A 26,316-nucleotide genomic window follows, 5' to 3' on the forward strand; every position below is an offset into this window, starting at 1 on the left:
GATATGAACCCTATGCCAAACAAAGACCCCACCCTCTGGGCCGCCCTGCTGGCCTGGCTGATGGACAACTGGCCCGCCGTCTATGGGGCACTGCTGGCACTTGCCATCGCCTTCCTGCGCATCACCTATGCCGGTGGGCGGGGTCGCCGCCGACTGATCGAATCCCTGTTGTGTGGCCTCATCACCTTGGCGGCCGCCACCGGGACCCACTTGCTCGGGATCCCCCAGGAGGCCACCCCGTTGCTGGGTGGCATGGTGGGACTGCTTGGGATCGACATCATCCGCGACCGTGCAGCCCTGATGCTGCGCAAGAAGGAGGACAACAATGCCGCGCAGTAAATGCCACCCGCAAGTGGCCGCCTTTCTCGACATGCTCGCCTTTTCCGAGGGCACCAAGGGCCGGGGCGATGACGGATACGACAAGCTGGTCAATCCGGCGGGGGTCTTCACCGACTACCGCACCCACCCGAACGTGCTGGTGCAGGTCAACAAGACCCTGAGCAGCACCGCCGCCGGGCGCTATCAGCACCTGTCGAAACACTGGGCCCACTACCGTGACCAGCTCGGCCTGCCGGACTTTGGCCCTGAATCACAAGATGCCTGGGCAATCCAGTTGATCCGCGAGCGCAAAGCGCTGGCCGATGTGATCGATGGTCGCATCCCCCAGGCGATCGCCAAGTGCGCCAACATCTGGGCCAGCCTGCCCGGCGCCGGCTACGGCCAGCGCGAACACAAGCTGGCTGACCTGCTGACCAAGTTCACCGAGTTCGGCGGGGTGCTGGCATGAGCATTTTCAAGGAACTGTTTTCCAACCTGTTGTTTGTCCTGGTTCTGGTCATGGGCGCAGCCCTGTTCCTGGGCAGTCGCATGCTGGATAGCCGTGGCAAAGCGCTGGCATCGGCCAACGAGACCATCGGCACCTTGCAGACAGCCAACGGCCAGCAAGCGACCGAGCTCCTAGCTCTGCAACTGCAAGCAAAGGGGTTGCGTCTGCTGCTCGACAACCAGAACGCGGTATTGACCGAGCTCGACAACCAGAACAGGAAAACCGCCGATGAACTGCAACAAGCCTTGGCCACGCCACCGGAAGGCCGCCCGGATTGCGCTCGCGAGCCTCTGCCTGGTAGCGCTTTGCGCCTGCTCCAGCCAGCCCACCACCGTGGTGAAAACCCAGGTAGTGAAGCGGCTACCACCGCCGGGGCTGGTGCCCCACTGCCCGGAGCCTGACTTTACGGGGACCACCTACGGCGACGCCGTGCGGTTTATCCCCACCCTGCAGACGACGCTGCGCCGCTGCCAGACCCAACTCAACACCCTGAACGACTGGATAACCCAAGAGGAAACCACCCCATGAGCAAGAAGATCACCCTGACCATCGCCGGTACCGACATCAGCTTTGAACCGACCATGACCGCCTACAACGGCTTCATCAACGACATGATGCCCAACGACAAGGTGGCGCCAGCTCACAACTACCTCAAGAAGATCGTCTGCACCGAGAGCAAAGAGGCCCTCGATGACCTGCTCAAGCGTCCCAGTGCCGCGCTGCAGCTGGCGGGCGCGATCAACAAAGAGTTCGCCCCTGATCTGGAAATCACCGTAAAAAACTGACCGCGCGTGCCGAGGCCATCGAGCGCAACCAACTGGAGCAGGTACTGGCACTGAGGCGCCACTACTTGCCCCATGAGGATGACGACCTCGACAACCTGGCTCGCGCCATCTGGTTAGACAAACACAACCAAGAGTCCAACGCCGCCGCCGTGGCCGAGGGCATTGCCAAAGCACTGAACGGATAGAGAACGATGGCCTGGATGGAAAAGTTGATGATGCAGGTGGCCTTGGTTGACCAGGTCACCAAGCCCCTTGCTGGCATCAATGCCCAGATGGACAAGGTCAGCAAGGCTGGCCGCCAGGGCTGGAGCAACATGGCCATGGGGGCGACTACTGTCGCCGGCGGCGTCATGGCGATCCAGGGGGCCCTCGGTCCCGCCATTGAGATGGATCGGGCGCTGGCGGAAGTGGCCTCCCTCGATGTGCAAAAGGATGTGCTCGGAGCGCTGGGCCGTGAAGCCCTCAAGCTGTCAGTGCAATACGGCGAATCTGCAACCGAGATCGTCCGTTCTTCTTACGATATCCAGTCTGCGATCGCCGGACTGGAAGGGAACGAGCTGCCCGCTTTTACCCGAGCCTCCACCACCCTGGCCAAGGCCACCAAGGCCGATACCGCCACCATCACCAACTACATGGGCACCATGTACGGCATCTTCGAGCAGCAGGCCAAACAGATGGGCAAGGCCAACTGGGTGGAGGACGTGGCCGGCAAAACCGCGCTCGCGGTGCAGTTGTTCAAGACCACCGGCCAGGGCATGGCCGATGCCTTTGGAGCTATCGGTGCCAACGCCACCGCCGCCGGCATCTCGATGGATGAGCAGTTCGCCGTGATCGGCCAACTGCAAGCCACCATGAGTGGCGGCGAGGCTGGTACCAAGTTCAAGTCGTTCCTGGCTGGTGTCGGTGGCGCTCAGAAGGCGCTCGGCATGCAGTTCACCGATTCGGCAGGCAACATGCTGCCGGTGCTGACCATCCTGGACAAGCTCAAGATGCGTTACGGCGAGACCATGAGCGTGGCCGAGGGGGACGAGCTCAAGAAGGCGTTCGGCTCGGATGAAGCGGTGGCCATGATCAAGCTGCTGATGACCAACACCAAGGGGCTGGCCACCAACATCAACGCGCTGGCCAACACCCACGGCATGGGCAAGGCCGAGCAGATGGCCGCCGCCATGACCGACCAGTGGGAACGGGTGACGCAAGCATGGTTTGCCATCCGTGCCGCCGCCTTCGGCGTGGTGCTGCCTGCCATCAATGCGGTGGTCGGCGTCTTTGCCGATGGTGCCAATGATGTGCTGCGCTGGACTCACCTTTTCCCGAACCTGACCAAGGTGGTGAGCTATGCCATGTTGACCATCGTTGGCCTGAGCATGGTCACCGGGGCGTGGATGCTGGTCGCCGGGCTCGCCAAGTTGGCCACCCTGGGGCTCGGCATCGCCTGGACCGTCATCATGGCCCCGCTCAACCTGCTCAAGGCGGGGATGGCATCGTTCCGGGCCATCATGCTTGCCGTCAATATTGCCATGTATGCCAACCCTATCGGCCTGATCATCGCCGGGATAGTGCTGCTGCTCGGTGCTGTCGCCGCTGTCATCTACTACTGGGATGACCTGAAAAAAACCTTCTCCGATTGGGGCGTGTTCCAGTTGCTCGGCAAGTCTATCGACTGGCTGATCGACAAGCTCAACATGATCCCGGGCGTCAATATCGAGGGAGGCTCCATGCCTGACCTCAACCTGCCGAACCCCGAGAACATCAATGCCCCGCTCGCCCGTTATCGCCAGGGCGGCCAAAGCAGCATCCCATCCGGTGGCCTTGGCCAGCAGCTGATCCAGGCCAATGTGGCCGCGACGACAGCCAACCAGAAGCCAACCAAGGCCATTCACATCGGCGAAGTGCACATGACCAGCCAGAACCCGATGACGCCGGAGCAGATGGCCGAGAACGCTTGGTTGGAGACGCCGTGATGAGCGATCCCAAATACATCGACATCCTGGTCATAGACGGTGCATGGCAGCTCGATGCCGGCGGCCAGCCGCGCATGACGCAAGACCGCCACAGCATCGGCCAGGACATCAAGCACCGCATCATGGAGTCGGGGCTGGCCCGCAAGCTCATCGGCGAGCGCAGCCCTACCCTGCGCGCCGACGTGATGACCGAGATAGAGCTGCTGGTCGAGAACGACGAGCGCCTGATCCCGGGCACCATCGTTATCAGCGAAGAGGCACCAGACCGGATCCTGGTCACCGCTCGCACCTATGAATTTGGCTCCCTGGAGGTAACCCTGTGAACCTGCGCCCAACCGTGGATTTTGTGGCCCTGCTGGCGAAAAGCGGGGTACCGACAACCGAGCAGGCCATGGAGGTCGAGCTCAAGAAGGAGGTGGAGGCCGCCGGCTCCCTCATCACCAACGACAGCGACGTGTCACCGTTCTGGCGTCTGGTGCGCGGCGTGGTCATCACCCCGGCGCTGTGGCTGATCCGCACCCTGCTGGCGGGCCATGTGCTGCCAGCCAGCTTTGCAGCCACCGCCAATGATGCCTATCTCGACCTCAAGGCGTGGGATGTGGATCTCACCCGCAAGGCTGCCCAGAAGACCCGGGGCCTGGTCAACTTCATCAAGGTCAACCCGAGCGAGGCCGTCACCATCCCGGCCGATGTCTGGATCACCACCGAGCGCATCAACGGCACCATCTACCGCCTGAAACCGCTGCAAGAGATGGTGAGCCCCGCCGGTGAAGCCGTGGCCAAAGTAGTCTGTGAGGCTGAGTTCGCCGGCGGCGCCTGGAATCTGGCCCCCGGCTATTACAACCTGCTGAGCAAACCGGTGACCGGCATCCTGTCCGCTCGCAACGCTGACCGGGATTGGATCACCACCCAGGGTGCCGATGCCGAGAGCAATGACGCCCTTGGCCTGCGCATTCAGAACCAGTTCTCGGCGGTGGGTCGCTATCACATCGACGCCATCTATCGCTCCATGCTCGCCAGCGTGGCGGGGATCCGCGCCGATCACATCTTCTTCGAGCACGACGCACCGCGGGGCCCGGGTACCGCCAATGCCTTCATCCTGCTGGAAGTGGGGTCCACCCCCGCCAGCTTGATCGAAAAGCTCAATGACTACGTGAACAACCAGGGCAACCACGGTCACGGCGATGACCTGCAGGTGATGGCCATGCCGGAAACAGAGCACTCGCTGCACCTGGAGCTGTGGCCGGCCGAGAACATGACAGCCGAACAGCGGCTGACGCTCAAACGTGAGGTGGAACTGATGGTGAAGGCGGCCTTTCGCCAGTCAGCGGACTATCCCTCCGTGACCCGGGCGTGGCCGCAGTCTCGCTTTTCACTGAGCCAGCTTGGCCGCGAGCTTCATCAGGCATTCACCGAGATAAAGAGCCTGCACTTCACCGAGCTGGATATCGTCTCTGGCCTCGCCATCCCGCGCCTGAGTGCGCTGGAGGTGTTCCTCCATGACTAAGACCTCCGAACTCAACCACCAGGACAAGGCCCCGCAGTTGCCAGACAGCACGGCCCCCTGGTGGGAAGACGGCAAGACCATCGCCGAGGGAGTGCAAGAGCCGGCATTCCTGGCCAAAGGCATCATGGCCTTCTGGCGTCGCCTGCGCGGCTGGCTGCTGCAACCGCTGACCCAGCAAGACCCGATGACCTGCTCGGAGGCCATGCTGGCGCTGATCGCCTGGGAGCGGGACATCACCCGCTTCAAGGGGGAACCGCTTGACCTGTTCCGCAAGAGGGTGAAGTACGCCTTCATCAATGCCCAGGACTCGGGCGAAGTGGCCGGTTTCAAGCGCATCTTTGAGCGTCTGGGCATCGGCTGGTGTGAGCTTCATGAACGCCAAGACGCTACCCCCTGGGACGTCATCACCATCGAGGTGGCCGACAGCGCCTTGGCCGCCAATCAGCAACTGATGGAGACCCTGATCCAGCACTATGGCCGCACCTGCCGCCGTTACCGCTTCCAGGTGCTCTATCCCGCCGTGGGCTACCTGCATGCTGGCCACATTGACATGGGGCACCAGGTATTTGCCGCAACCCTCAATAAACCCGCCTGCAAGGGGTACTTGCGCGCCGGTCAAATCCATTTCATTCAACACGTTTACGGGGCTACCCTGCCCCGCAAGGAGTCCTGATGAGCCAGGTCATTACCAACGCATTCGAACAATATTGGCAGTCCAGCCTAGCCGCAGAACAACCGGTCGTACTGGATGAATTCATCCTGGCTGATATCCCGAATCTGGATATCACCTCCCCCATTGACCCGGCCACCGGCCTACCGCTGGAGAGTCAGATCGTGCACCGCCAGAACGTTGACCAGCGCGGCCGCATCAACAACAACGCGGTGGCCTACACCATCGTGATGGATACCACGATCGGCGACTTCTCGTTCAACGCCATGTACCTGCGCAACAAGCAGAACGGCGTGATCGGGATGATTGTCTACAAGGGGCGAGAGACCAAGCTCAAGACCGACCAGACCACTGGCCAGACCGGTAACTCCTTGGTCAAGTCCATGCTGATGGGATACGACCAGGCCGCCGAGGCCACCCTCACCAACGTGGATGCCGGCACTTGGCAGATTGACTATGCAGCCCGCCTGCGCGGGCAGGATGAAGATCTGCGCCAGCTGGCCAGCCAGCTCTATGGCCATCACACCTTCATTGGTGATGGTTTCAAGGTCGTGCAACAGGATGGCGGCCATCAGGTTACCCAGGGCGTGGCCATCGTTGGAGGCCTGCGCATCGAGATGAAACAGCCGGAGGTCATTCACCCGGGCACCAAACCGATCGGCGTCTGGGTGGATGTGCACCGGTCCGGTTCGCTGCTCTCTGAGCATCAGAACCACTTCACCATCATCACCAGCGTGGCGGACTTGACCGACCATGTGGACAGCAATGGCTATCCGCACTACGTGGCCAAGTTGGGTACCGTGCAAGCTGACAACACTGTTATTGATGGCCGTGGGCAGGGTGGCATCGGCGGTTCAGGTGCCATCCCTGACACCTTCGCCCTCTGGAAGCGCTCGATGGCCGAAGCTGGATATGACCTGATCGGCCAGTTCGGAACCAAGATCAGAATCCAGAATGTAAATCAGGTTCTACTGAGTAAAAATGGAACCGAGGTTTATGCATGGTTAGGAGCACTACCGAAGGATGTGTCTGCTGACGAGACGCTAGAAAGTTCGAGTGGCACTGTTGCAGATACATGGGAACCGATAACTGATAAAACTTTCAGATGTGATCTTGTAAATACAGATAATGGGGATGCTCTCATTGGAGTTATCCAGCCATTTACTGGTGCAACCAAGCGAACGCAGCATGATAAAAACACAGATACAATACACATAAAAGATTTTGGTGGACTTTGTAATGGGGTGGCAAACGATGCGGCGGCACTACTGCTAGCATTGGCCACTGAGAAGAAGGTGAGCCTACCTGGTTGCACGCTCATTTCTTTGTCTACCGCTCAAGTGCCAGTATTTATGAATCACATCAACAATGTGATCCCTGACTCTCCAATAACCATTCACCTCCCTGCTGGAGATATTTCGATCCCATTACAGGTCGAAATAAATAGCCATTCTGCGATTAACATCGACCTAGTCGGGCCAGAGTCCGCACAGGTATCGTGCTCAGGTATTTTCGCGGTTACAGGTTCTGCCAAGAACTATACCGTCACTTATACGCTGACCACTGCCGCAGATGTAGCGGTGGGTAACTATCTGTATGTTGGCTATGTCGTCGGAACAGGAGACTGCAGAGTCGCAGAGGGGGTCTGGAAAGTCACTGCGGTGTCCGGTAACAACGTCACGGTAAAGCACACTTTGAATGCCACTTGGCCTGCGCTGACTGTCACTGGAGCACGCTGCATCCCTATTAAAACAATATTGCGCTGGCCAGTGACTCAACGCGGTATAGCTATCGCAGGCACTACGCTGCGCTCTATGCAGAATCTAATACTGGCCAGTCGGTTCGATATATCAAGCGGAGTTGCCGCTGACGGTTACTCCGATGGATTGCAGATTGGAGCCTCATCAGACCAATTAAATACAGACAGCACAGAAAGTAATAACTTACAACGTGGCGCAGTGTGGTGTCGTAACTTTGGTATTGTTGAATGGACCAATAATGGCCTGCAAGTAGCTGGTGGAAGCTTTGTGTTATACCAAGGAGCTATTTGCTCAAATGGATGGCGCGGATTCCAGGCTGCTAGTTGTGGTTCTATTACATCAAAATATACAGCATCAATTGGGAATGGAGCAACCGGCTATGAATCTGAGGCGAGTGGAGATATTGTCGCCAATGGTAGCATTGCAGCAGGCAATGGTCAGCAGGGTGCTTTTACAATTGGTGGCGGGTTTATTACCTTCAATAGTGGACAGTCAATTTGCAATAAAGGCAGTGGAATGGATGCTCGTAACATTTCAGGCATCGTTGCAGATAGTGCGGTTGTACGTCTCAACGGGGAGTATGGCCTGAACTCTACAAACTCTAATATTGTTTTTGGGAACGGTGCTGTGTGTGAGTCAAACACGCTGACTGATACAGTGTGTGATGAAGGGGGCACGATAGATGGCAAGGGAGCAGCAACCTTAGGCGTTATAAAAGCAAACTCCTCTGCCGGATGTACGGTAGTACTCCCTAATGGCAAAGTCGTCGCGGTAGACTCCATTCCTATCACCAATGCTGCTTCTAGTGCATCGATAAAAATGGATGTGACATCCATTGGTGACATGGTGCTTTCATTTGATAGTGCTGGCACTGGAAATTATGTAGCTAAAACAACCACTAAGTTAGACGGTGTGACGTACCCTATGGCTGATGCCGCAGTTGACTTCGGGCGTTCGGCTAATCGTTACAAAACCGGCTTTTTTTCCAACGGCACTCAGACTACCTCAGACGCCACGCTAAAAACTCCTGTTCGTCCGTTTACTACGGCTGAAATAGCTGCTGCATCCAACCTTTCACGAGAGCTGGGTATATGGGAATGGCTAGACACCCGGGGTGACAGACTCCACTGCGGATTAACTGTGCAGAAAACTATGCAAATAATGAAAGAACAGGAATTAGACCCTTTTGCATACTCATTTATCTGTTATGACGAGTGGATTGATGAGTTTGATGACAAAGGCGCGCTGGTTACTCCTGCTGGTAGCCGGTACTCATTCCGAGATAATGAGTTAAACAGATTCATCATGCGTGGCTTAGCCGCTAGGCTCGATGCAATTGAGTCGAAATAAGCCTCGCTGATAAAAGAGGGCTATTTGATGGAATTACTGATATCAGGTTGTTGCCTCGCATTTACCCTACATCAACACAGCATTGGCCAACAGCAAGGGGGCCGATACATCCTGGCCGCCCCCAACGCCATCAAGGCCATGGCCGCCAAACTGCAGGATGGTGCTGATCCCCATCTTCCGGCTGGTCCGCTCCATGCGGTAGCCTGGCTGATTGCCGGTACCAGCGAGACTGAACTGGCCACCAAACTGGCGCAGGTGTGCGCCGTGCTGCCGCTGCCGGAATGGTGCGCCACCCTGCGCCGCCTGACTGCCAGCAACGACACCATGGCCAAGCCAACAGCGGCCATGGTGTCGCGCTGGAAGGCTGACGAACCGCTGATCTGGGATCCGCTGCGCCGCCGCTTGGTGCTGACGGCTGCCAAAGATGCCTTGCAGGAAAGCGAGGGGAACTCGCCGGCACCGGCTGCCACCCGCGCCAAGCTGGCCGTGCTGACCGCCAAGCGTGCAGCCCGGGTTGCTGAACTGGATGAGGCACTGGCCCACAAGCCAAGTCTTGCCGGAATGCTGTGGAACTGGCACGGCTATGGCGATCCGGCCAGCCTCGCTGCACAGCTGCTCGACAGCGGGCACCCTGACCACAGCCACAGCATGACGGTCGGCGCCCTGCTGCTCTCCCCTTCCCCCCTCACCTACTGGCAGGAGTTAACCCAATGAGTAGAACGGCCATGCTCACCCTGGACGGTGAGCCCATTGTGATGAAGTCGATGCGGATCTCTGCATCGATGCAGTTTCAGGACAAGGACAACAGCGGCCAAACCAGCTCAACCAGCCGCTCGGAGCAGGGCGAGAAGGCCAAGGAGCTGGATGTGTCCGGGCTGGTACCGTTCAAAGACGAGAAGACCCTGAGCCGCCTGTTTGAGTTGGCTGATGCCAAGGGTGACGGCGGCAAACGCCATATCTACCGGGTCGGGTCACTGCTCGCCAAATCGGTGAAGGTGCGCCAGGCCAAGTTTGCCGGCCGCATCACCGCCAGCGAGCAGGAAGGCCTGCTGGCGTGGCAGGTGCAGTTCACCCTGCGCGAACATAACTCGGTACCGGAGAAGCGCGAGCAGCGCCTCCCCAAGGCTGCTGCCACCGTAGGGCAAGGCACCGCCAATGCCACGCCGGCGAAAACAGACAGCAGCGCGGCAGCGTCTGAGCAGGAGCAGCTCAGTTCCTGGGAGAAGGTGATGAAGGGACTGGATGACAAGCTGGGAGACGTAATGGCGTGAAATTATCGACCAATCTGACTTTGGGGGGTAAACCAGCCCACCTGGTTGACCATGATATTGTGCTCGACCTCTCTGCCGGTGGCCGCGCCTCCCTGACCATCGACGGGACTGCGACCAAGGGGCAGACCCTGACTCTGGATACCGGCTACAACGGGGAACTGCGCCGCTGGTTCACCGGTTATGTCTATGACGTACAACCCGCCGCCAACGGTACCAGCAAGCTACTCTGTCGTGAGTTGGCCGGGATCCTGGGCAGTAAGTTCCCTGTCAGTATCCAGCATGCCACCCTGCGCAGCCTGCTGGCCTGGCTGACTGACCAGACCCAGCTCACCTTCTTGCTGCCGGACGGGGCAGACTACACCGACACCCCGATCCCCAACTTCACCAGCGCCGGCACCGGCTATCAGCTGCTCGATAATGCGGGCCGCGCCTTCTCGGTGCCGGATTTCATCTGGCATCAACAACCAGATGGCGCCATCTTCGTGGGCAGTCATGCCCATAGCCGCTGGGCAGATAAGGCGGTGGAGCTGGACTCGGCCTTCTCGGCCCGCCAAGCCGGTAACGCCATCACTCTGGCCCTGATCCCGGCCATGCGCCCGGGGGCCATCGTCAACGGCAAGCGGGTGGAGCGGGTACGACTCAAGGGTGACGAAATGACCCTGACCACGGCCACACCAGGTAAACCGGTGAAGTCGGCGGAGCGGCGCAAGATGGAGGGGGAGTTCCCAGAGCTGGCCGACAACATGCACCTGCCAAAGTTCGGGCGGGTTGAGGCCATCAGCGACCAGGCCGCCGCCGGTCAGCTCAATGACCCGTTTCGTCCTCGCTATGCGGTCGATGTTCAGCTGTATGGTGAGAATGGCGAGCCAGATGAAGGGACACCGCTCTATCGAGCTGTGCCACTACCGGTCATGTTTGGCGGGCCTGAGCAGGGGCTGATGCAGTTCCCCATCGAGGGGACCATGGTCGAGCTGGGGTTTGCCTTTGGTCGGGCAGACCGGCCGTTCATCCGTACCATCCTGGGCACTGGCTGGCCTCTGCCGGATATCGCCCCGGGCGAGCAGCTACAGCAGCAACGGGCCGAGGTGTTCAGCCGTACCGATACCGTGGGCAACCAGTCACGCCATACTGACCGCCGCCAGCACGACAAGGCTATGCAGATGATCCGCGAGGCAGACGAGTACCTGGGCGAGTTCGGTAAGCACCGGATGAGCGCCTTGGCCAGTAGCGTGGAAGAGATCGGGGGCATGAAGTGCATCGAGGCGCTCGGGGATATCGAAATGCTGACCGCCGAAGACATGATCCTGGGCAGCGCCGGTAACATGAGCCAGACAGCCGGCGGCAACCTGGATGAAGATATCGCCCTGGTTCGTCGGGCACTGGCCGGCGAGCTGCAGCACTTCGAATCGCCCAAGTCGTGGATGGGTAGCGATGGGGTGAACATCTTCCGCCTGCTCAACCAGCTGATGAACGTGGTGGAGCAACTGGCCGCCACCGCCGCCAGCCATAACCACGGCGGCCCACCGCCAACCAGTGCCGATACATTCATCGGCCAGAGCGAGCAGGCCGGCCAACTGGCAAGCACCCTCTCCCCCATCATCGAGTAACCCACCAAGCGAAGAAAGCCCCACACCGTGGGGCCTTCTTCTATCTGCCTGACAGCGCCTGAGCATGGCCAGGGAATGGCGCCGCATGAAGAGGCACCATCGGGCAGGGCTGCATCATACGTGAAGCCTGAGCACGCTCACAGCCTCCGAGCACACGGCGGCGACGCCCACCGCCGCGTCTGCGCCACGGAATCCGCGCTCTTCCGCTCCCGCCTGCGCGCCGCATCAATAAAATTTTTTGCAAAAGTGGATTACCGCAAAACCATAGGCCCAGACCGCGCCAGATAAAGGATCTGCGGCCCATTGAGGATCTGAAAGGATCGAAAGAAATTGTAGGGTTTTACAGTTCGGCGGGGCTCTGGATAACGAAGGTGAAAACGTAACTCGTTGAATGTATTGGGATGGTCGTACTTTCCGTGGGGATTTGAATGATCGGGGAGGATCTGCGAGGTTGCTTGGAGCTGGCTGGAAGGCGTTTTGTTTCAGACGCTTAGGTGCAAGAAGGGGTCCTCTGAGAACTGAAATTTTGAAGGGGGAATGTGACCCTGATGTACTTGTTGGCTTATCTCACGGAAAATAGAAGCCTGTGAGATGTGGTTGGCCCTATAAGCGTGGTCAGTTTATCAGAGCCGTGGACACATTGCGGACACTAAAAACTAAAAAAACTTACAAAACAACACATTATGAATTCATAAATGGCAGCCTCGGCTGCCATTTTCATTTGTTCTGCATCAGTCTGGGGTACGGGCCGCTCAGAGCGCGTTGCGCCTGGGCCCGAATGGCAAGCGCCAGCGAAACAGGCTGTTGAGGGTGGCGCGCCACTGGTTGGGGCGCCCCAGGATCTGTCTCTGCAAACGGGTCTCTTCCTTGAGCATCACCTCATCGCTGCGGGCCCAGGCCTGATGGTAGAGCTGCTTGATCCCCGCCAGCGCGTCCGGCGACTTGGTGATGAGGGTCTTCGCGAACTCCCGCGCCTGGGCCAGCGGATCTTCGCAGACCCGGCTCACCAGCCCGAGGGATCTCGCCTCCAGCGCATCGCATTCACGCCCGCTCATGGCCAGCTCCATGGCCGTGTCCACCCCCATCAGGTTGCGCAGGGTGACGCTGCCGCTCATGTCGGGAATGATGCCCCACTTGATCTCCATCACCGAGAAGCGGCAATCCGGGGTGCTGAACCTAAAATCGGCCCCCAGCGCAATTTGCAGGCCGCCACCAAAACAGACCCCCTGGGTCACCGCAATCACGGGCACCGGCAGCTGATGCCAGCCGTAAGCCACCCGCTGGGCCAGGTTGGTCGCCTCATCCGCCTCGCGCTTGAGGATATCGAGCGCCGCCACCGGCTGCTTGAGCATGGATTTCACATCCAGTCCGGCGCAGAAGGCACGCCCTTCACCGTGCAGGATCACGGCCCGCAACCCCTTGTGCTGCGCGAGCTGCGTCAGCGTCTCGTCGATGGCGCCGAACATGCTTCTATCCAGCGCATTGAGCTTGTCCCCCCGCGCCAGCATCACTTCGGCGATGCCGTCCCGGATCTCGCACTTGACCCTTGGTTTTTCCATCTCCCTTGTCCTCTCCTTGATCCCTGTTATTGACTCACTGGTCATACCACCACGTTATCAGAGTGTTATCGCCAGGTACAGCGAGGGCATATGTTTCCCGTTGCAGATGCCGCGTGCGACTAAAGTCGGCTGGCTCAGATGCTACCGCTTTGTCAGACTGACCAGACGCCACCGGCCAAGGATTGCCATGACCACCCTGTTCAACTTTGCCCGCCCGCCGTTTGACAGCCTGAGCGCCGAGGAGCGCCAGCGGCTCGCGCAGAGCCTCTCCATCTGCTATTTCCGCGCGGGCCAGGTGGTGCTCAACGCCGGTGATATTCCGCCCGGCCTCTACCTCGTCATCAAGGGGGCGGTGGAGGAGTCGGCGCCTCACCACCACTTCGGTGACTACGGGGTCGATGATCTGTTCGACGTGCGCGCCCAGTTTGACGGCCGCTGTCGCCACAGCTTCACGGCGCTGGAAGATACCCTCTGCCAGCTGATCCCCCGCCACACCTTTCTGGCCCTCTGCGAGCAGGCGCCGGCGCTGGCCAGCTACTTCACCGCCAATCTGGTCGAGCGGCAACAGCAGCAGGAGCAACGGGAACAGCTGGGCCAGAAGAATCTGGCGGAATTTATCCTGACCCGCATCGAACCCGGCCATCTGCAGGCGCCGCTCGTCGTCGAAAACCGCCTCAGCCTGCTGGCGGCCACCGAGGCCATGGTGGCCAAGGGCACGGATTGCCTGCTCTACCCGGCGCCGGATGGCAGCCTGACCCTGGCGACCCGCAAGACACTGCTGCACGCCCTCACCCTGAAGGGACTGCCGCTGACGGCGCCACTCGCCGTGCTGACCCCGACACCGCTGATTGGCCTGCCGCTGGGCAGTTACCTGTTCGATGCCCTGTTATTGATGACCCGTCATCGCATCAAGCGGCTGGTCATCTGGCAACAAGGCGAGGTGGCGGGCATATTGCAGCTGACCCAGGTGCTGGGGCTCTTTTCCACCCACTCCCACGTGCTGACCCTGCGCATCGCCCGGGCAGACTCCCAGCCGGTGCTGGAAGCGGTGGCCCGGGAGCAGCAACAGCTGACCCGCTCCCTGTTCGGCCAGGGGATCCACACCGCCTTCCTGATGCGGCTCATCGCCACCATCAACGAACAGCTGATCGCCAAGGCCTTTGTCCTGGTGATCCCGCCCGAGGTGCAGGACAAGGTGTGTCTGCTGATGCTGGGCTCGGAGGGGCGCGGCGAGCAGATCCAGAAAACCGATCAGGACAATGCCCTGATCCTGCCCGCCGGCCTGCACTGGCCGAATCAGCAGGCCGACTTGGCCGCCTTCAGCGATCTGCTGGCCCGGCTCGGCTACCCGCCCTGCCCCGGCCGGGTGATGGTCAACAATCCGGCCTGGGTGAAGCCCCTGGCGCTCTGGCAACAGGAGATCGAGCGAGCCTGCATCGAGGCCAGTGAAGAGGATCTGCTCTGGCTCGCCACCCTGGCCGATGCCCACCCTATCGCCGGGGATCGCGGTCTGCTGCCTCCCGTCGCCCGCAAGCTGCGGGAGCAACTGGCCGATCGGCAGGATCTGCTGGCGGAGATGGTGCGGCCGGCGGTGGCCTTTCATGCGCCGCTGACTCTGTTTGGCCGGCTGGAGCGGGCGCCGGACGGGCTGGATCTCAAGCGCGGCGGCCTCTTCCCGCTGGTGCACGGTATCCGCATGCTGGCGCTGGAGGCGACCATTCTGGAGACCTCGACCCTGGGGCGCATCGAGGCGCTGGTGGCGTGCGATCGGCTCAGCGCCAGCTATGGCGCCAACCTGGCTGAGGCGTTCCGGCTCTTTATCCGCTTGCGCTTGCGCAGCCAGCTCAAGGGGGGCGACAGCCGGGTGCTGGTAAGCGAACTCAGCCACGGCGAGCGGGATCTGCTGCGCCAGGCGCTGCATCAGGTGAAGAAATTCCAGCAGTGGCTCACCTTGCACTTTCGTCTGAGACAATAGGCATGTGGAACCACTGGCGACGCCGTTGGTTTGGTCGTGCCTTCCGTGAGGGAGAGTTCGCCCCGCTCTTCGCCCCACCGCCGGGCGATGAGCGGATCGCCCTCGATTTCGAGACCACCAGCCTGGATCCCGAGCGGGCGGAGATAGTCTCCATCGGCGCCGTGCGCATCCAGGGCAACCGGCTGCTGACCGGAGAGGCGCTCACCCTCAAGGTGCAGCCACCCGCCAGTCTGAGCGCGCAATCCGTGGTGATCCACGGCCTGCGCCATCAGGATCTGCAACAGGGATTGACGCTGGAAGCCGCGCTGCACCTGCTGCTCGACTTTATCGGCCCCCGTGAACTGGTGGGCTATCACATCGCCTACGACCTGCGCATTCTCAACCTGGCCTGCCAGAGACTGTGGGGGTTGACCCTGCCCCAGCGAGGCATAGAGGTGAGCCGCCTCTATCACGACAGCCTCTACCGGCGCTATCCCGACGCCGCCATCGACTTGCATCTGGCCGCCATCTGCCAGCACCTGGCATTGCCTCCCCTGCCCGTCCACGACGCCCTGAGTGACGCCATCACGGCCGCCCTCATCTACCTGCGCCTGACCCAAGGCGGGCCATTGGCTTATCCCAAAGTCTAATTGCCCATAAATAACATTTAATTCACATTTCACTTACATGAGCAGGTCTGCTGCTCGGTAGGGACCTCCCTTCATCCACCGCTGACACTCAATGTCATGGAGAACTGCAATGGAACAGCAACCTTATCTTCGGATCCAGCAAGATCCCAACTTCCAGGAGCTGATCGCCAAGCGTCAGCGCTTCGCCTGGACCCTCTCCATCCTGATGTTGGGGCTCTACCTGGCCTTCATCATGCTCATCGCCTTTGCCCCCGGCTGGCTCGGCACCCCCTTGAGCCAGGGCTCCACCATCACCCGTGGCATCCCGGTCGGGGTGGGGCTGATCCTCGCCTCCTTCGTGCTGACCGGCATCTACGTGTTCCGTGCCAACGGCGAGTTTGACGAGTTGAACCAGAAGATCCTCAAGGGAGTGCAATCATGAAAGGCAAGTCTCTGCTGTTGCTGGCCTCGCTGGCCTCTTCCCCCCTGCTGGCGGCCGACGCGCTGACCGGTGAAGTCCATCGCCAACCCCTCAACATCTCGGCCATCGTCATGTTCGTGATCTTCGTGGCGGGCACCCTGTTCATCACCTACTGGGCCTCCAAGCGCAACCGCTCGGCCTCCGACTACTATGCCGCCGGCGGCCGCATCACCGGCTTCCAGAACGGGCTGGCCATCGCCGGCGACTACATGTCCGCCGCCTCCTTCCTCGGCATCTCGGCCCTGGTCTACACCTCGGGCTACGATGGCCTCATCTACTCCATCGGCTTCCTGGTGGGTTGGCCCATCATACTGTTCCTGATCGCGGAGCGGCTGCGCAACCTCGGCAAATATACCTTTGCCGACGTGGCTTCCTACCGTCTCAAGCAGACCGAGGTCCGCACCCTCTCCGCCAGCGGCTCCCTGGTGGTGGTAGCGCTCTACCTGATCGCCCAGATGGTGGGGGCCGGCAAGCTCATCGAGCTGCTGTTCGGCCTGCAATACCACGTCGCCGTGGTGCTGGTCGGCATACTGATGGTGCTCTACGTGCTGTTTGGCGGCATGCTCGCCACCACCTGGGTGCAGATCATCAAGGCGGTGATGCTGCTCTCCGGTGCCAGCTTCATGGCCATCATGGTGATGAAGTCCGTCAACTTCGACATAGGCGCCCTGTTCAGCGAGGCGGTCAAGGTGCATGAGAAGGGCATCGCCATCATGAGCCCGGGAGGTCTGGTGGCCGATCCCATCTCCGCTATCTCGCTCGGTCTGGCCCTGATGTTCGGCACCGCCGGCCTGCCCCACATACTGATGCGCTTCTTCACCGTGAGCGATGCCAAGGAAGCGCGCAAGAGCGTGTTCTACGCTACCGGCTTCATCGGTTATTTCTACATACTGACCTTCATCATCGGCTTTGGCGCCATCCTGCTGGTCAGCACCAACCCGGCCTTCAAGGATGCCACCGGCGCCCTGCTGGGCGGCACCAACATGGCGGCCATTCACCTGGCCGATGCGGTCGGCGGCAGCCTGTTCCTCGGCTTCATCTCGGCCGTCGCCTTCGCCACCATACTGGCGGTGGTCTCGGGCCTGACCCTGGCGGGCGCCTCGGCGGTTTCCCACGACCTCTACGCCAGCGTCATCAAGAAGGGCAAGGCCAACGAAACCGACGAGCTGCGCGTCTCCAAGTACACCACTGTGGTGCTGGGAGTGGTCGCCATCGGTCTGGGGATCCTGTTCGAGAAGCAGAACATCGCCTTCATGGTGGGTCTGGCCTTCTCCATCGCGGCCAGCTGCAACTTCCCGGTGCTCTTCCTCTCCATGTTCTGGTCCCGTCTGACCACCCGCGGCGCCGTCTACGGTGGCTGGCTCGGGCTGGTCAGTGCGGTCAGCCTGATGATCCTGGGCCCGACCGTGTGGGTGAAGGTGCTGGGCCATGCCCAGGCCATCTTCCCCTACGAGTACCCTGCCCTCTTCTCCATGGCAGTGGCCTTCATCGGGATCTGGCTGTTCTCGGTCACCGACAAGTCGCAGAATGCGGCCGACGAGCACGCCAAGTTCCTGCCCCAGTTCGTCCGCTCACAAACCGGGCTGGGCGCCTCCAGCGCCACCGCCCACTAAGCGCGGATCCCCTTTTGCAAGCCGGCCCTGTGCCGGCTTTTTTCATGGTCGCCCATCATGAGCGGCAAGCCATGCGCAATGGGGGCGGATCACAGTTCTTGCTAAAACTTTCGGGGGATCTGTGCCATAATGCGCGCCATTTGGCAGACAACCCGGGACACATCCTTTGTTAAGCAGCAACAATATCACCATGCAATTCGGCGCCAAGCCGCTGTTCGAGAACATCAACGTCAAGTTTGGCGGCGGCAACCGCTATGGCCTGATTGGCGCCAACGGCTGTGGCAAGTCCACCTTCATGAAGATCCTCGGTGGCGACCTTGAGCCCACTGGCGGTAATGTGAGCCTGGACGTCAATGAGCGCATCGGTAAGCTGCGCCAGGATCAGTTCGCCTACGAAGAGATGCGCGTGCTGGACGTGGTCATGATGGGCCACAACGAGCTGTGGGCCGCCATCGCCGAGCGCGATGCCATCTACGCCAACCTGGAAGCCACCGACGACGACTACATGAAGGCCGCCGAGCTGGAAGGTCTGGTCGCCGAGTATGACGGTTACACCGCCGAGGCCCGCGCAGGCGAGCTGCTGCTGGGTGCCGGCATTCCCATCGAGCTGCACAACGGCCCCATGAGCGAAGTGGCTCCGGGCTGGAAGCTGCGGGTGCTGCTGGCACAGGCGCTGTTCTCCAACCCCGACATCCTGCTGCTGGACGAACCGACCAACAACCTGGACATCAACACCATTCGCTGGCTGGAACAGGTGCTCAACGATCGTGAAAGTACCATGATCATCATCTCTCACGACCGTCACTTCCTGAACTCCGTCTGCACCCACATGGCGGATCTGGACTACGGCGAGCTGCGCGTCTACCCGGGCAACTACGACGACTACATGACGGCGGCCACCCAGGCCCGCGAGCGTCTGATCTCCGACAACGCCAAGAAGAAGGCCCAGATCGCCGATCTGCAATCCTTCGTCTCCCGTTTCAGCGCCAACGCCTCCAAGTCGAGCCAGGCCACCTCCCGCCTCAAGCAGATCGACAAGATCAAGATCGAGGAAGTGAAGGTCTCCAGCCGTCAGAACCCCTTCATCCGCTTCGAGCAGGAGAAGAAGCTCTACCGCAACATCCTGGAAGTGGAAGGCGTTGCCAAGGGCTACGGTGAAGCGCCCCTGTTCAAGGGCCTGAGCATGATGCTGGAAGTGGGCGAGAAGGTCGCCATTCTGGGTACCAACGGCATAGGTAAATCCACCCTGATCAAGACCCTCATGGGCGAGCTGGCACCGGACAGCGGCACCATCAAGTGGTCCGAAAACGCCCAGATCGGCTACTACGCCCAGGATCACGCCGAGGACTTCGACACAGATCTCAACGTGTTCGACTGGATGGCCCAGTGGAAACAGGCCAACGAAGACGAGCAGGCGGTACGCTCCGTGCTGGGTCGTCTGCTGTTCACCCAGGACGACATCAAGAAGCCGGTCAAGGTACTCTCCGGTGGCGAGCAGGGTCGCATGCTGTTCGGCAAGCTGATGATGCAGCGTCCCAACATCCTGATCATGGATGAGCCGACCAACCACCTGGACATGGAATCCATCGAATCCTTGAACCTGGCGCTGGAGATGTATCAGGGGACCCTGATCTTCGTCTCCCACGACCGTGAGTTCGTGTCGTCCCTGGCGACCCGCATCATGGAGCTGACCGAGAACGGCATCCGCGACTTCGGCGGTACCTACGAGGATTACCTGCGCACTCAGGGCGTGGTATAAGCCTCGCCAGCCAAGGCGCTTGAATAGAAAAAACCGGCAAGTGATTGCCGGTTTTTTTATGGCCGGGATAGTCCCCTGCTGACGATCAACCTGCTCTGCACTGCAACGCAGTCAACGCAGTCAGACTCCTGCAGATAAAAAAACGGCCCCATCACGGGGCCGTTTTCAATGGGTTGCAACCGGTCGGGTTTATTCGACTGTGGCTTCCACATCGGTGAAGTACTCGATCTTGGCAGCTTTGCGCAGCTCGTCGATCAGCGACTTGTAGCTCACCTGAGCCTTGCCCTGGCCAAGCTGGCCTTGCAGCAAGCTGACCATCTGGGATGGCTCCTTGGTCACGTTGACCTTGTCCAGGGCCACCACGACGCGATCGCCATTGGCTTCGGTCACCAGCTCGACGCTCGGCTTGCCATCCTGCGGATGAGGCATGCGGAACGCCTGGGCCAACAGGTTCTGATCCATCTCCTGAGTGAAGCGGGCAACGCCCTTGTGCGTCTCCACCTTCAGACCCAGTGCAGTCAGATCGGCCTGGATGTTCTCACCAGCCTTCAGCTTGTCCAGCAGACCCTGCGCCTTGCCACGGGCCACTTCACTGGCCTTGTCGTGCTTGATGGCAGCAATCACCTGCTCCTTGATCTCCGCCAGCGGTTTGGCCGCTTTCGGTTGATGGCCGGTGATGTGCATGACCAGGGCCTTGCCATCCGCCAGCTCGATCACGTCGGAGTTGGTGTTGTCATCGCGCAGCTGCTCGGAGAAGGCAGTGGACAGCGCCTTGGGATCATTGAGCGGTGCCGGCGCATCAGCCTGACTGAAGTAGTCAGAGGAGATGACCTTCAGGCCCATGGCATCGGCGGTCAAATCCAGCGAATCCGGGTTCTCGAAGCTGCTGTCAGCCATCTTCTGCTGCTCGGCAAAGAACAGCTCCTTGGCCTTGTCAGCTTGCAGACGGCTGATGGTCTCCGCTTTCACATCGGCAAACGGCTTGGTCTGGGCCGGTTCAACCCCCAGCAGCTTGATGACGTGGAAGCCGAACGGGCTCTTCACCACGGTGGAGAGATCGCCCGCCTTGGCCAGCGCGAAGGCCGCCTTCTCGAATGCCGGATCCATCACCCCTTTCTCGAACCAGTCGAGCTCGCCGCCCTTCTTGGCGGAGAAGGTGTCGGAAGAGTTGGCCTTGGCCAGCGCGGCAAAATCATCGCCCCCCTTGGCCTGTGCCAGCAGGGCGTCAGCCTTCTGCTCGGCCGCCTTCTCGTCCTTGCCAAACGGGATCAGGATATGCGCCACGTGACGACGCTCGGCACGCTGGAACAGGTCCTGGTGCTGATCGTAGTAATCCTGGGCATCCTGCTCGGTGACCTTGATATCCTTGCCGAGGGTGGCGGCATCCAGCAGCAGATAGTCGACCTTGACCTTCTCGTCGTTCATGAAACGGGCGCTGTTGGTCTTGTAGTACTGATCCACTTCCTCATCGGAAACTTGAACATCCCCCATGTAGGCAGCGGCAGCCAGACGCACCAGGCGCAGATCCCGGGTCTGGTTGTAGATCCGGTCGAGCTGCTCGGCTTCACCCTTGAGTGCAAATTCGGAGCCCAGCAAGGCGCCCATCAGCTGCTGACGCACCATGTCCTGGCGCAGGGAGTCACGGAACATCTCGGGGGTCATGCCGGCACGACGAATGAGCTGCAGGTAGCGGTCATTGTTGAATTTGCCATCTTCGGCAAACTCCGGCATGGCGACGATGGCCTGCTTGATCTGCTCGTCGCTGACGCGCAGACCCAGCTCGCGGGCCTTGCTGTCAAACAGGGCCTGATCGATCAGCCGGTCCAGCACACCGCGGCGGAACTGCTTCATGTAATCGGGATTGGCGGCCAACTGGCTGAAAGACTCCCCCATTTGGGATTCCATGCGGGCCCGCTCGTTGCGATAGGCATTTTCCAGCGCAGCCGAGCTGATCTCATTGCCGTTGACGGTGGCGGGGGCGGTACGTGCCGGGCCATTGAGGTAGCTACCTACACCGGCCAAGGCAAAGGAGAGGATGATCAGGCCCAAGATAACCTTGGCTACCTTGCCCTGCGCCCCTTCGCGTAGTTTATCCAACATCATGTTTGTACTTATGCTCCCGAACTCGATGGGCGTAAATAATGAAAAGGCGCACCGATTGCGATGCGCCTTGGTCAATCAGTATGAGGGAGAGCCCTCTCACTTGTCTGGTCTGCGACCAAGGACGGTGGCCGATGTGATATCAGCGCCCGGACTTAGTTGACAGCGTCTTTCAGGGCCTTACCGGCTTTGAAGGCAGGAACTTTACCAGCGGCGATTTCGATGGTCGCGCCAGTTTGCGGGTTACGGCCAGAACGGGCAGCACGCTCGCGCACGGCGAAAGTACCGAAACCCACCAGAGCAACCTGGTCACCCTCTTTCAGGGCTTCACCAACGGCGTCAATGAAAGCATCCAGCGCACGGCCAGCAGCGGCTTTGGAGATATCAGCACCGTCTGCAATCTTGTCAATCAGTTGAGATTTATTCACTCTTATATTCCCCTTTTATCGAACATCGCTGCGGCGCCGATTTCCCTGGCCACAACAAGTGGAGGTTTTATAGCAAGCCTCCTGATCAGTTGCAAGTGACAATCTAGCGCAAACCCGCGCCACATCACGCATTGCGACTCATCATGAGTACCCGATCGGTGGTCAAGGCTACTTCCGTTACCCGGCGCATGCAAGCCTTAACCACCCCCCGAATGCGCCAAATTTGCGGCGCATCAACATTTACACGACAGAAACGCGCTCAAACCCCTGCGGATTGTCCTGCAACGCCAGTTCCAGCACCTCGTCAATCCAGCGAACCGGATAGATTTCAAGGTCTTGTTTGACGTTGTCCGGGATCTCCTCGAGGTCCCGCTCGTTCTCTTTCGGGATCAGCACACGCTTGATGCCACCGCGATGCGCCGCCAGCAGCTTCTCTTTGAGACCGCCGATGGGCAGCACTTCGCCGCGCAAGGTGATTTCCCCCGTCATGGCCACATCAGCACGGACCGGATTGCCGGTCAAGCTGGAGACCAGGGCGGTACACATGGCGATACCGGCACTCGGACCGTCTTTCGGGGTCGCCCCTTCCGGCACGTGCACGTGGATATCGCGCTTCTCGTAGAAGTCCGCATTGATGCGCAGCTTCTCGGCACGGGCCCGCACCACCGTCATGGCGGCCTGGATGGACTCCTGCATCACGTCACCGAGCGAACCGGTGTAGGTGAGCTTGCCCTTGCCCGGCATGTTGGTGGTCTCGATGGTGAGCAGATCGCCCCCCACTTCGGTCCACGCCAGACCACATACCTGACCCACCTGGTTCTGGTCGGTGGCCTTGCCGTAATCGAAACGCTGTACCCCGAGGAACTCCTTGAGGTTGGCCTGATTGACCTGAACATGCTTGATGCTCTTGTCCAGCAGGATGCGCTTGACCGCCTTGCGACAAATCTTGGAGATCTCGCGCTCCAGATTCCGCACCCCCGCCTCGCGGGTGTAGTAGCGGATCACCCCGACCAGGGCAGAATCTTCGATGGTGATCTCGGACTCTTTCAGGCCGTTGCGCTGGATCTGCTTGGCAACCAGATGCTGCTTGGCAATGTTGAGCTTCTCGTCTTCGGTGTAACCGGAGAGACGGATCACTTCCATCCGGTCCAGCAGCGGACCCGGGATGTTCATGGAGTTGGAGGTGGCCACGAACATCACGTCCGACAGGTCATAATCCACTTCCAGGTAGTGATCGTTGAAGCTGTTGTTCTGTTCCGGATCCAGCACTTCCAGCAAGGCGGATGCGGGATCGCCACGCATGTCCGAGCTCATCTTGTCGATTTCATCGAGCAGGAACAGCGGGTTCTTCACGCCAACCTTCGCCATCTTCTGGATGAGCTTGCCGGGCATGGAGCCGATGTAGGTACGACGGTGACCGCGGATCTCCGCCTCGTCACGCACGCCGCCGAGCGCCATGCGCACGTACTTGCGACCGGTCGCCTTGGCGATAGACTGGCCCAGCGAGGTCTTGCCCACACCGGGAGGCCCGACCAGACAGAGGATGGGGCCCTTGAGCTTGTTCACCCGCGCCTGCACCGCCAGGTACTCGAGGATGCGATCCTTGACCTTCTCCAGGCCAAAGTGATCCGCGTCCAGCACCTCTTGCGCCTTGCCAAGGTCTTTCTTGACCTTGGAACGCGCCTTCCACGGCACCTGCACCATCCAGTCGACGTAGCTGCGTACTACAGTGGCTTCGGCAGACATGGGGGACATCATCTTCAGCTTGGAGAGCTCGGCCTGGGCCTTGTCACGGGCCTCCTCCGGCATCCCCGCCTCTTCAATCTTGCGATTGAGGGCTTCGAATTCATCCGGGCTGTCTTCCAGCTCACCCAGCTCTTTCTGGATGGCCTTCATCTGCTCGTTGAGGTAGTACTCACGCTGGCTCTTCTCCATCTGCTTCTTGACGCGAGTGCGGATGCGTTTTTCGACCTGCAGCAGGTCAATCTCCGACTCCATCATCGCCATCAGAAACTCGATGCGCTCGGACACAGAGGCGATTTCCAGCACCTTCTGCTTGTCTTCGAGCTTGAGCGGCATGTGCGCGGCCATGGTATCGGCCAGACGCGCAGCGTCGTCGATCGCCGAAATCGAGGTCAGTACCTCGGGCGGGATCTTCTTGTTGAGCTTGATATAGCCTTCAAACTGACCGATGGCGGAGCGTACCAGCACATCCTGGTCCTTCTCGTCGATGGCGGTGGAGGCGATGTACTGCGCCTCACCGACGAAGAAGTCCTTGTCATCGATCATCCGCTCAAGACGGGCACGCTGGCCACCCTCCACCAGCACCTTGACGGTGCCATCAGGCAGCTTGAGCATCTGTAGAATATTGGCCACTGTCCCGACGGAGAAGATCTCCTCGACCGTCGGCTCATCGGTTGACGCATCCTTCTGGGCCACCAGCAGAACTTTCTTGTCCTGCTCCATGGCCGCTTCCAGACAGCGAATGGATTTTTCCCGCCCCACAAAGAGTGGAATGACCATGTGGGGGTAAACCACCACGTCACGAAGAGGCAGGACGGGAATCTCGATGCGTTCTGAACGCTCTAGGTTCATATATGTCCTCTCGGCTTGTTATACCGTTGGCAAAGCGCTTGGCTGAGTATATGGGGGCGCAGAGATGAGATTCAATCGCCGAAACCGTAAAAAGCATGAAAGGGGCAAAAAGCCCCTTTCATTTGATTAAAAATCAGACTGTTACTCTGATGCGGCGGCCTGGGTCTCGGGATTTTCGTAGATCATCAAGGGCGCGGAGTCCCCTTTGATCACCGTCTCGTCGATCACCACCTTGCTGACACCGTCCAGGGACGGCAGGTCATACATGGTATCGAGCAGCACGGCTTCCACTATGGATCTCAGACCACGGGCACCGGTTTTCCGCTCCATCGCCTTGCGCGCAATGGCGTTCAGGGCGTCGTCACGGAACTCCAGCTCCACCCCTTCCAGATCGAACAACGCGGCATATTGCTTGGTCAGCGCGTTTTTCGGCTCTTTCAGGATCTGGATGAGGGCAGCCTCGTCCAGCTCAGTCAGGGTCGCCACTACTGGCAGACGACCGATGAACTCGGGGATCAGACCGTATTTGATCAGATCTTCCGGCTCCACCTTGGCGAAGTTCTCGCTCAGGGTCGCTCTGGCATTCTTGGATTTGACGTCAGCGCCAAACCCTATGCCGGTGCCCTTGACCGAGCGCTGCTCGATGACCTTGTCCAGACCGGCAAAGGCGCCACCACAGATAAAGAGGATCTTGGAGGTATCGACCTGCAAGAACTCCTGCTGCGGGTGCTTGCGTCCACCTTGCGGCGGGACGGAAGCTATGGTGCCTTCGATCAGCTTGAGCAGGGCCTGCTGCACCCCTTCCCCGGACACATCGCGGGTAATGGAGGGGTTGTCTGACTTGCGGGAGATCTTGTCGATCTCGTCGATGTAGACGATGCCACGCTGGGCCTTCTCTACGTCGTAGTCACACTTTTGCAGCAGCTTCTGGATGATGTTCTCCACGTCTTCGCCCACATAACCGGCTTCGGTCAGGGTGGTGGCGTCGGCCATGGTGAAGGGCACATCCAGCAGACGAGCGAGTGTCTCGGCCAGCAGCGTCTTGCCGCTACCGGTCGGGCCAATCAGCAGAATGTTGGACTTGCCCAGCTCCACACCACCGGCTTCGCTGCTGTTGCGCAGACGCTTGTAGTGGTTGTAGACGGCCACGGCCAACACCTTCTTGGCATATTCCTGCCCGATCACATAGTCATCCAGGTGAGCACGGATTTCATGAGGGGTCGGCAGCTCGCTACCATCGCGCTTGGGAGAGATCTCGCGGATCTCTTCGCGGATGATGTCGTTGCACAGCTCGACACACTCATCACATATGTAGACGGAAGGGCCAGCGATCAGCTTGCGCACTTCATGCTGGCTTTTGCCGCAAAAAGAGCAGTAGAGCAGCTTATCACCCTCACCCTTGCGTTTTTCTGTCATTCAGCAACCTCGTTTTATCAATAGAGGATGGATCGTCCTGTT

Annotated in this window: 24 protein-coding genes; 19 read left to right on the plus strand and 5 right to left on the minus strand. The window is 59.9% G+C overall.

Annotation, left to right across the window (positions count from 1 at the left end; genetic code table 11):
- Positions 1-12 precede the first annotated feature (12 nt).
- Genes ACM3N8_RS01820 through ACM3N8_RS01885 form a run of 14 tightly spaced genes read left to right on the plus strand, consistent with a single transcriptional unit; the run spans position 13 to position 11,740 of the window.
- A complete protein-coding gene (locus tag ACM3N8_RS01820; protein ID WP_005892368.1) occupies positions 13-339 on the plus strand; it encodes a phage holin, lambda family in 327 nt (108 codons plus the stop codon).
- Positions 326-787 (plus strand): glycoside hydrolase family 104 protein, encoded by a 462-nt coding sequence (locus ACM3N8_RS01825; protein ID WP_416015370.1) that lies wholly within the window; start codon positions 326-328, stop codon positions 785-787. Before ACM3N8_RS01820 ends, ACM3N8_RS01825 begins: the two co-directional genes overlap by 14 nt.
- On the plus strand, positions 784-1,227 hold the full coding sequence (locus ACM3N8_RS01830; protein ID WP_416015371.1) for a hypothetical protein: 444 nt from the start codon (positions 784-786) through the stop codon (positions 1,225-1,227). Before ACM3N8_RS01825 ends, ACM3N8_RS01830 begins: the two co-directional genes overlap by 4 nt.
- Positions 1,121-1,354, plus strand: coding sequence for a hypothetical protein (locus ACM3N8_RS01835; protein WP_416015878.1), 234 nt, complete (start codon positions 1,121-1,123; stop codon positions 1,352-1,354). The genes ACM3N8_RS01830 and ACM3N8_RS01835 overlap by 107 nt, the downstream gene beginning before the upstream one ends.
- A complete protein-coding gene (locus ACM3N8_RS01840) occupies positions 1,351-1,611 on the plus strand; it encodes a putative phage tail assembly chaperone (protein ID WP_226169276.1) in 261 nt (86 codons plus the stop codon). The genes ACM3N8_RS01835 and ACM3N8_RS01840 overlap by 4 nt, the downstream gene beginning before the upstream one ends.
- Before the next feature lie 50 nt (positions 1,612-1,661).
- Positions 1,662-1,796: a DUF6890 family protein gene (locus tag ACM3N8_RS01845; protein ID WP_416015880.1), complete on the plus strand. Its 135-nt coding sequence runs from the start codon at positions 1,662-1,664 to the stop codon at positions 1,794-1,796.
- A gap of 6 nt (positions 1,797-1,802) precedes the next feature.
- On the plus strand, positions 1,803-3,575 hold the full coding sequence (locus ACM3N8_RS01850) for a phage tail tape measure protein (protein ID WP_416015372.1): 1,773 nt from the start codon (positions 1,803-1,805) through the stop codon (positions 3,573-3,575).
- On the plus strand, positions 3,575-3,898 hold the full coding sequence (locus tag ACM3N8_RS01855) for a DUF2590 family protein (protein ID WP_411597657.1): 324 nt from the start codon (positions 3,575-3,577) through the stop codon (positions 3,896-3,898). Before ACM3N8_RS01850 ends, ACM3N8_RS01855 begins: the two co-directional genes overlap by 1 nt.
- Entirely contained in the window at positions 3,895-5,082 is a 1,188-nt protein-coding gene (locus ACM3N8_RS01860) for a baseplate J/gp47 family protein (RefSeq protein WP_416015373.1), read from the plus strand. Before ACM3N8_RS01855 ends, ACM3N8_RS01860 begins: the two co-directional genes overlap by 4 nt.
- Positions 5,075-5,755 (plus strand): phage tail protein, encoded by a 681-nt coding sequence (locus ACM3N8_RS01865; protein ID WP_416015374.1) that lies wholly within the window; start codon positions 5,075-5,077, stop codon positions 5,753-5,755. The genes ACM3N8_RS01860 and ACM3N8_RS01865 overlap by 8 nt, the downstream gene beginning before the upstream one ends.
- Positions 5,755-8,862, plus strand: coding sequence for a phage tail protein (locus tag ACM3N8_RS01870; protein ID WP_416015375.1), 3,108 nt, complete (start codon positions 5,755-5,757; stop codon positions 8,860-8,862). Before ACM3N8_RS01865 ends, ACM3N8_RS01870 begins: the two co-directional genes overlap by 1 nt.
- Before the next feature lie 27 nt (positions 8,863-8,889).
- Positions 8,890-9,576: a hypothetical protein gene (locus ACM3N8_RS01875; protein WP_416015376.1), complete on the plus strand. Its 687-nt coding sequence runs from the start codon at positions 8,890-8,892 to the stop codon at positions 9,574-9,576.
- Entirely contained in the window at positions 9,573-10,133 is a 561-nt protein-coding gene (locus ACM3N8_RS01880; protein ID WP_416015377.1) for a hypothetical protein, read from the plus strand. The genes ACM3N8_RS01875 and ACM3N8_RS01880 overlap by 4 nt, the downstream gene beginning before the upstream one ends.
- Positions 10,130-11,740 (plus strand): hypothetical protein, encoded by a 1,611-nt coding sequence (locus tag ACM3N8_RS01885; RefSeq protein ID WP_416015378.1) that lies wholly within the window; start codon positions 10,130-10,132, stop codon positions 11,738-11,740. The genes ACM3N8_RS01880 and ACM3N8_RS01885 overlap by 4 nt, the downstream gene beginning before the upstream one ends.
- Before the next feature lie 752 nt (positions 11,741-12,492).
- On the opposite strand, the gene ACM3N8_RS01890 is transcribed toward ACM3N8_RS01885, so the two are convergent.
- Positions 12,493-13,299 carry a crotonase/enoyl-CoA hydratase family protein gene (locus tag ACM3N8_RS01890; protein WP_098984198.1) on the minus strand — a complete coding sequence of 269 codons (807 nt, stop codon included), beginning with the start codon at positions 13,297-13,299 and terminating at the stop codon, positions 12,493-12,495.
- A 187-nt stretch (positions 13,300-13,486) separates the two neighbouring features.
- On the opposite strand from ACM3N8_RS01890, the gene ACM3N8_RS01895 reads away from it, so the two are divergent.
- The 5 genes from ACM3N8_RS01895 (at position 13,487) to ACM3N8_RS01915 (ending at position 19,735) form a co-directional block, all read left to right on the plus strand.
- Positions 13,487-15,274, plus strand: coding sequence for a putative nucleotidyltransferase substrate binding domain-containing protein (locus tag ACM3N8_RS01895; RefSeq protein WP_290064483.1), 1,788 nt, complete (start codon positions 13,487-13,489; stop codon positions 15,272-15,274).
- 2 nt (positions 15,275-15,276) lie between these two features.
- Entirely contained in the window at positions 15,277-15,903 is a 627-nt protein-coding gene (locus ACM3N8_RS01900) for a 3'-5' exonuclease (protein ID WP_290064481.1), read from the plus strand.
- A 109-nt stretch (positions 15,904-16,012) separates the two neighbouring features.
- Positions 16,013-16,324 carry a DUF485 domain-containing protein gene (locus ACM3N8_RS01905; protein WP_043136310.1) on the plus strand — a complete coding sequence of 104 codons (312 nt, stop codon included), beginning with the start codon at positions 16,013-16,015 and terminating at the stop codon, positions 16,322-16,324.
- The gene (locus ACM3N8_RS01910) at positions 16,321-17,976 is read left to right on the plus strand and encodes a cation acetate symporter (protein ID WP_043136313.1); all 1,656 of its coding nucleotides are present in this window, start codon (positions 16,321-16,323) and stop codon (positions 17,974-17,976) included. Before ACM3N8_RS01905 ends, ACM3N8_RS01910 begins: the two co-directional genes overlap by 4 nt.
- A gap of 166 nt (positions 17,977-18,142) precedes the next feature.
- Complete coding sequence (locus ACM3N8_RS01915) at positions 18,143-19,735, plus strand: ABC-F family ATPase (RefSeq protein WP_043555498.1); 1,593 nt, start codon at positions 18,143-18,145, stop codon at positions 19,733-19,735.
- A 189-nt stretch (positions 19,736-19,924) separates the two neighbouring features.
- On the opposite strand, the gene ppiD is transcribed toward ACM3N8_RS01915, so the two are convergent.
- The 4 genes from ppiD to clpX all read right to left on the minus strand — a co-directional run bounded on the left by ppiD (position 19,925) and on the right by clpX (position 26,274).
- Positions 19,925-21,838, minus strand: coding sequence for a peptidylprolyl isomerase (gene ppiD / locus ACM3N8_RS01920; RefSeq protein WP_043555497.1), 1,914 nt, complete (start codon positions 21,836-21,838; stop codon positions 19,925-19,927).
- Between the two features lie 152 nt (positions 21,839-21,990).
- On the minus strand, positions 21,991-22,263 hold the full coding sequence (hupB, locus tag ACM3N8_RS01925) for a nucleoid-associated protein HU-beta (protein ID WP_005315375.1): 273 nt from the start codon (positions 22,261-22,263) through the stop codon (positions 21,991-21,993).
- Between the two features lie 240 nt (positions 22,264-22,503).
- Entirely contained in the window at positions 22,504-24,858 is a 2,355-nt protein-coding gene (gene lon, locus ACM3N8_RS01930) for an endopeptidase La (RefSeq protein WP_043136319.1), read from the minus strand.
- 141 nt (positions 24,859-24,999) lie between these two features.
- Complete coding sequence (gene clpX, locus ACM3N8_RS01935) at positions 25,000-26,274, minus strand: ATP-dependent protease ATP-binding subunit ClpX (RefSeq protein WP_042037414.1); 1,275 nt, start codon at positions 26,272-26,274, stop codon at positions 25,000-25,002.
- Positions 26,275-26,316 lie beyond the last annotated feature (42 nt).

Origin of the sequence: Aeromonas sp. A04, from assembly GCF_047780465.1 — a bacterium.
In the GTDB taxonomy this organism is placed as follows: domain Bacteria; phylum Pseudomonadota; class Gammaproteobacteria; order Enterobacterales; family Aeromonadaceae; genus Aeromonas; species Aeromonas bestiarum.

Coding starts and splice junctions, on each gene's coding strand:
- ACM3N8_RS01820 (WP_005892368.1), top strand. CDS start 13: ATGCCAAACAAAGACCCCACCCTCTGGGCCGCCCTGCTGGCCTGGCTG.
- ACM3N8_RS01825 (WP_416015370.1), top strand. CDS start 326: ATGCCGCGCAGTAAATGCCACCCGCAAGTGGCCGCCTTTCTCGACATG.
- ACM3N8_RS01830 (WP_416015371.1), top strand. CDS start 784: ATGAGCATTTTCAAGGAACTGTTTTCCAACCTGTTGTTTGTCCTGGTT.
- ACM3N8_RS01840 (WP_226169276.1), top strand. CDS start 1,351: ATGAGCAAGAAGATCACCCTGACCATCGCCGGTACCGACATCAGCTTT.
- ACM3N8_RS01850 (WP_416015372.1), top strand. CDS start 1,803: ATGGCCTGGATGGAAAAGTTGATGATGCAGGTGGCCTTGGTTGACCAG.
- ACM3N8_RS01855 (WP_411597657.1), top strand. CDS start 3,575: ATGAGCGATCCCAAATACATCGACATCCTGGTCATAGACGGTGCATGG.
- ACM3N8_RS01865 (WP_416015374.1), top strand. CDS start 5,075: ATGACTAAGACCTCCGAACTCAACCACCAGGACAAGGCCCCGCAGTTG.
- ACM3N8_RS01870 (WP_416015375.1), top strand. CDS start 5,755: ATGAGCCAGGTCATTACCAACGCATTCGAACAATATTGGCAGTCCAGC.
- ACM3N8_RS01875 (WP_416015376.1), top strand. CDS start 8,890: ATGGAATTACTGATATCAGGTTGTTGCCTCGCATTTACCCTACATCAA.
- ACM3N8_RS01880 (WP_416015377.1), top strand. CDS start 9,573: ATGAGTAGAACGGCCATGCTCACCCTGGACGGTGAGCCCATTGTGATG.
- ACM3N8_RS01890 (WP_098984198.1), bottom strand. CDS start 13,299: ATGGAAAAACCAAGGGTCAAGTGCGAGATCCGGGACGGCATCGCCGAA.
- ACM3N8_RS01895 (WP_290064483.1), top strand. CDS start 13,487: ATGACCACCCTGTTCAACTTTGCCCGCCCGCCGTTTGACAGCCTGAGC.
- ACM3N8_RS01900 (WP_290064481.1), top strand. CDS start 15,277: ATGTGGAACCACTGGCGACGCCGTTGGTTTGGTCGTGCCTTCCGTGAG.
- ACM3N8_RS01905 (WP_043136310.1), top strand. CDS start 16,013: ATGGAACAGCAACCTTATCTTCGGATCCAGCAAGATCCCAACTTCCAG.
- ACM3N8_RS01910 (WP_043136313.1), top strand. CDS start 16,321: ATGAAAGGCAAGTCTCTGCTGTTGCTGGCCTCGCTGGCCTCTTCCCCC.
- ppiD (WP_043555497.1), bottom strand. CDS start 21,838: ATGATGTTGGATAAACTACGCGAAGGGGCGCAGGGCAAGGTAGCCAAG.
- lon (WP_043136319.1), bottom strand. CDS start 24,858: ATGAACCTAGAGCGTTCAGAACGCATCGAGATTCCCGTCCTGCCTCTT.
- clpX (WP_042037414.1), bottom strand. CDS start 26,274: ATGACAGAAAAACGCAAGGGTGAGGGTGATAAGCTGCTCTACTGCTCT.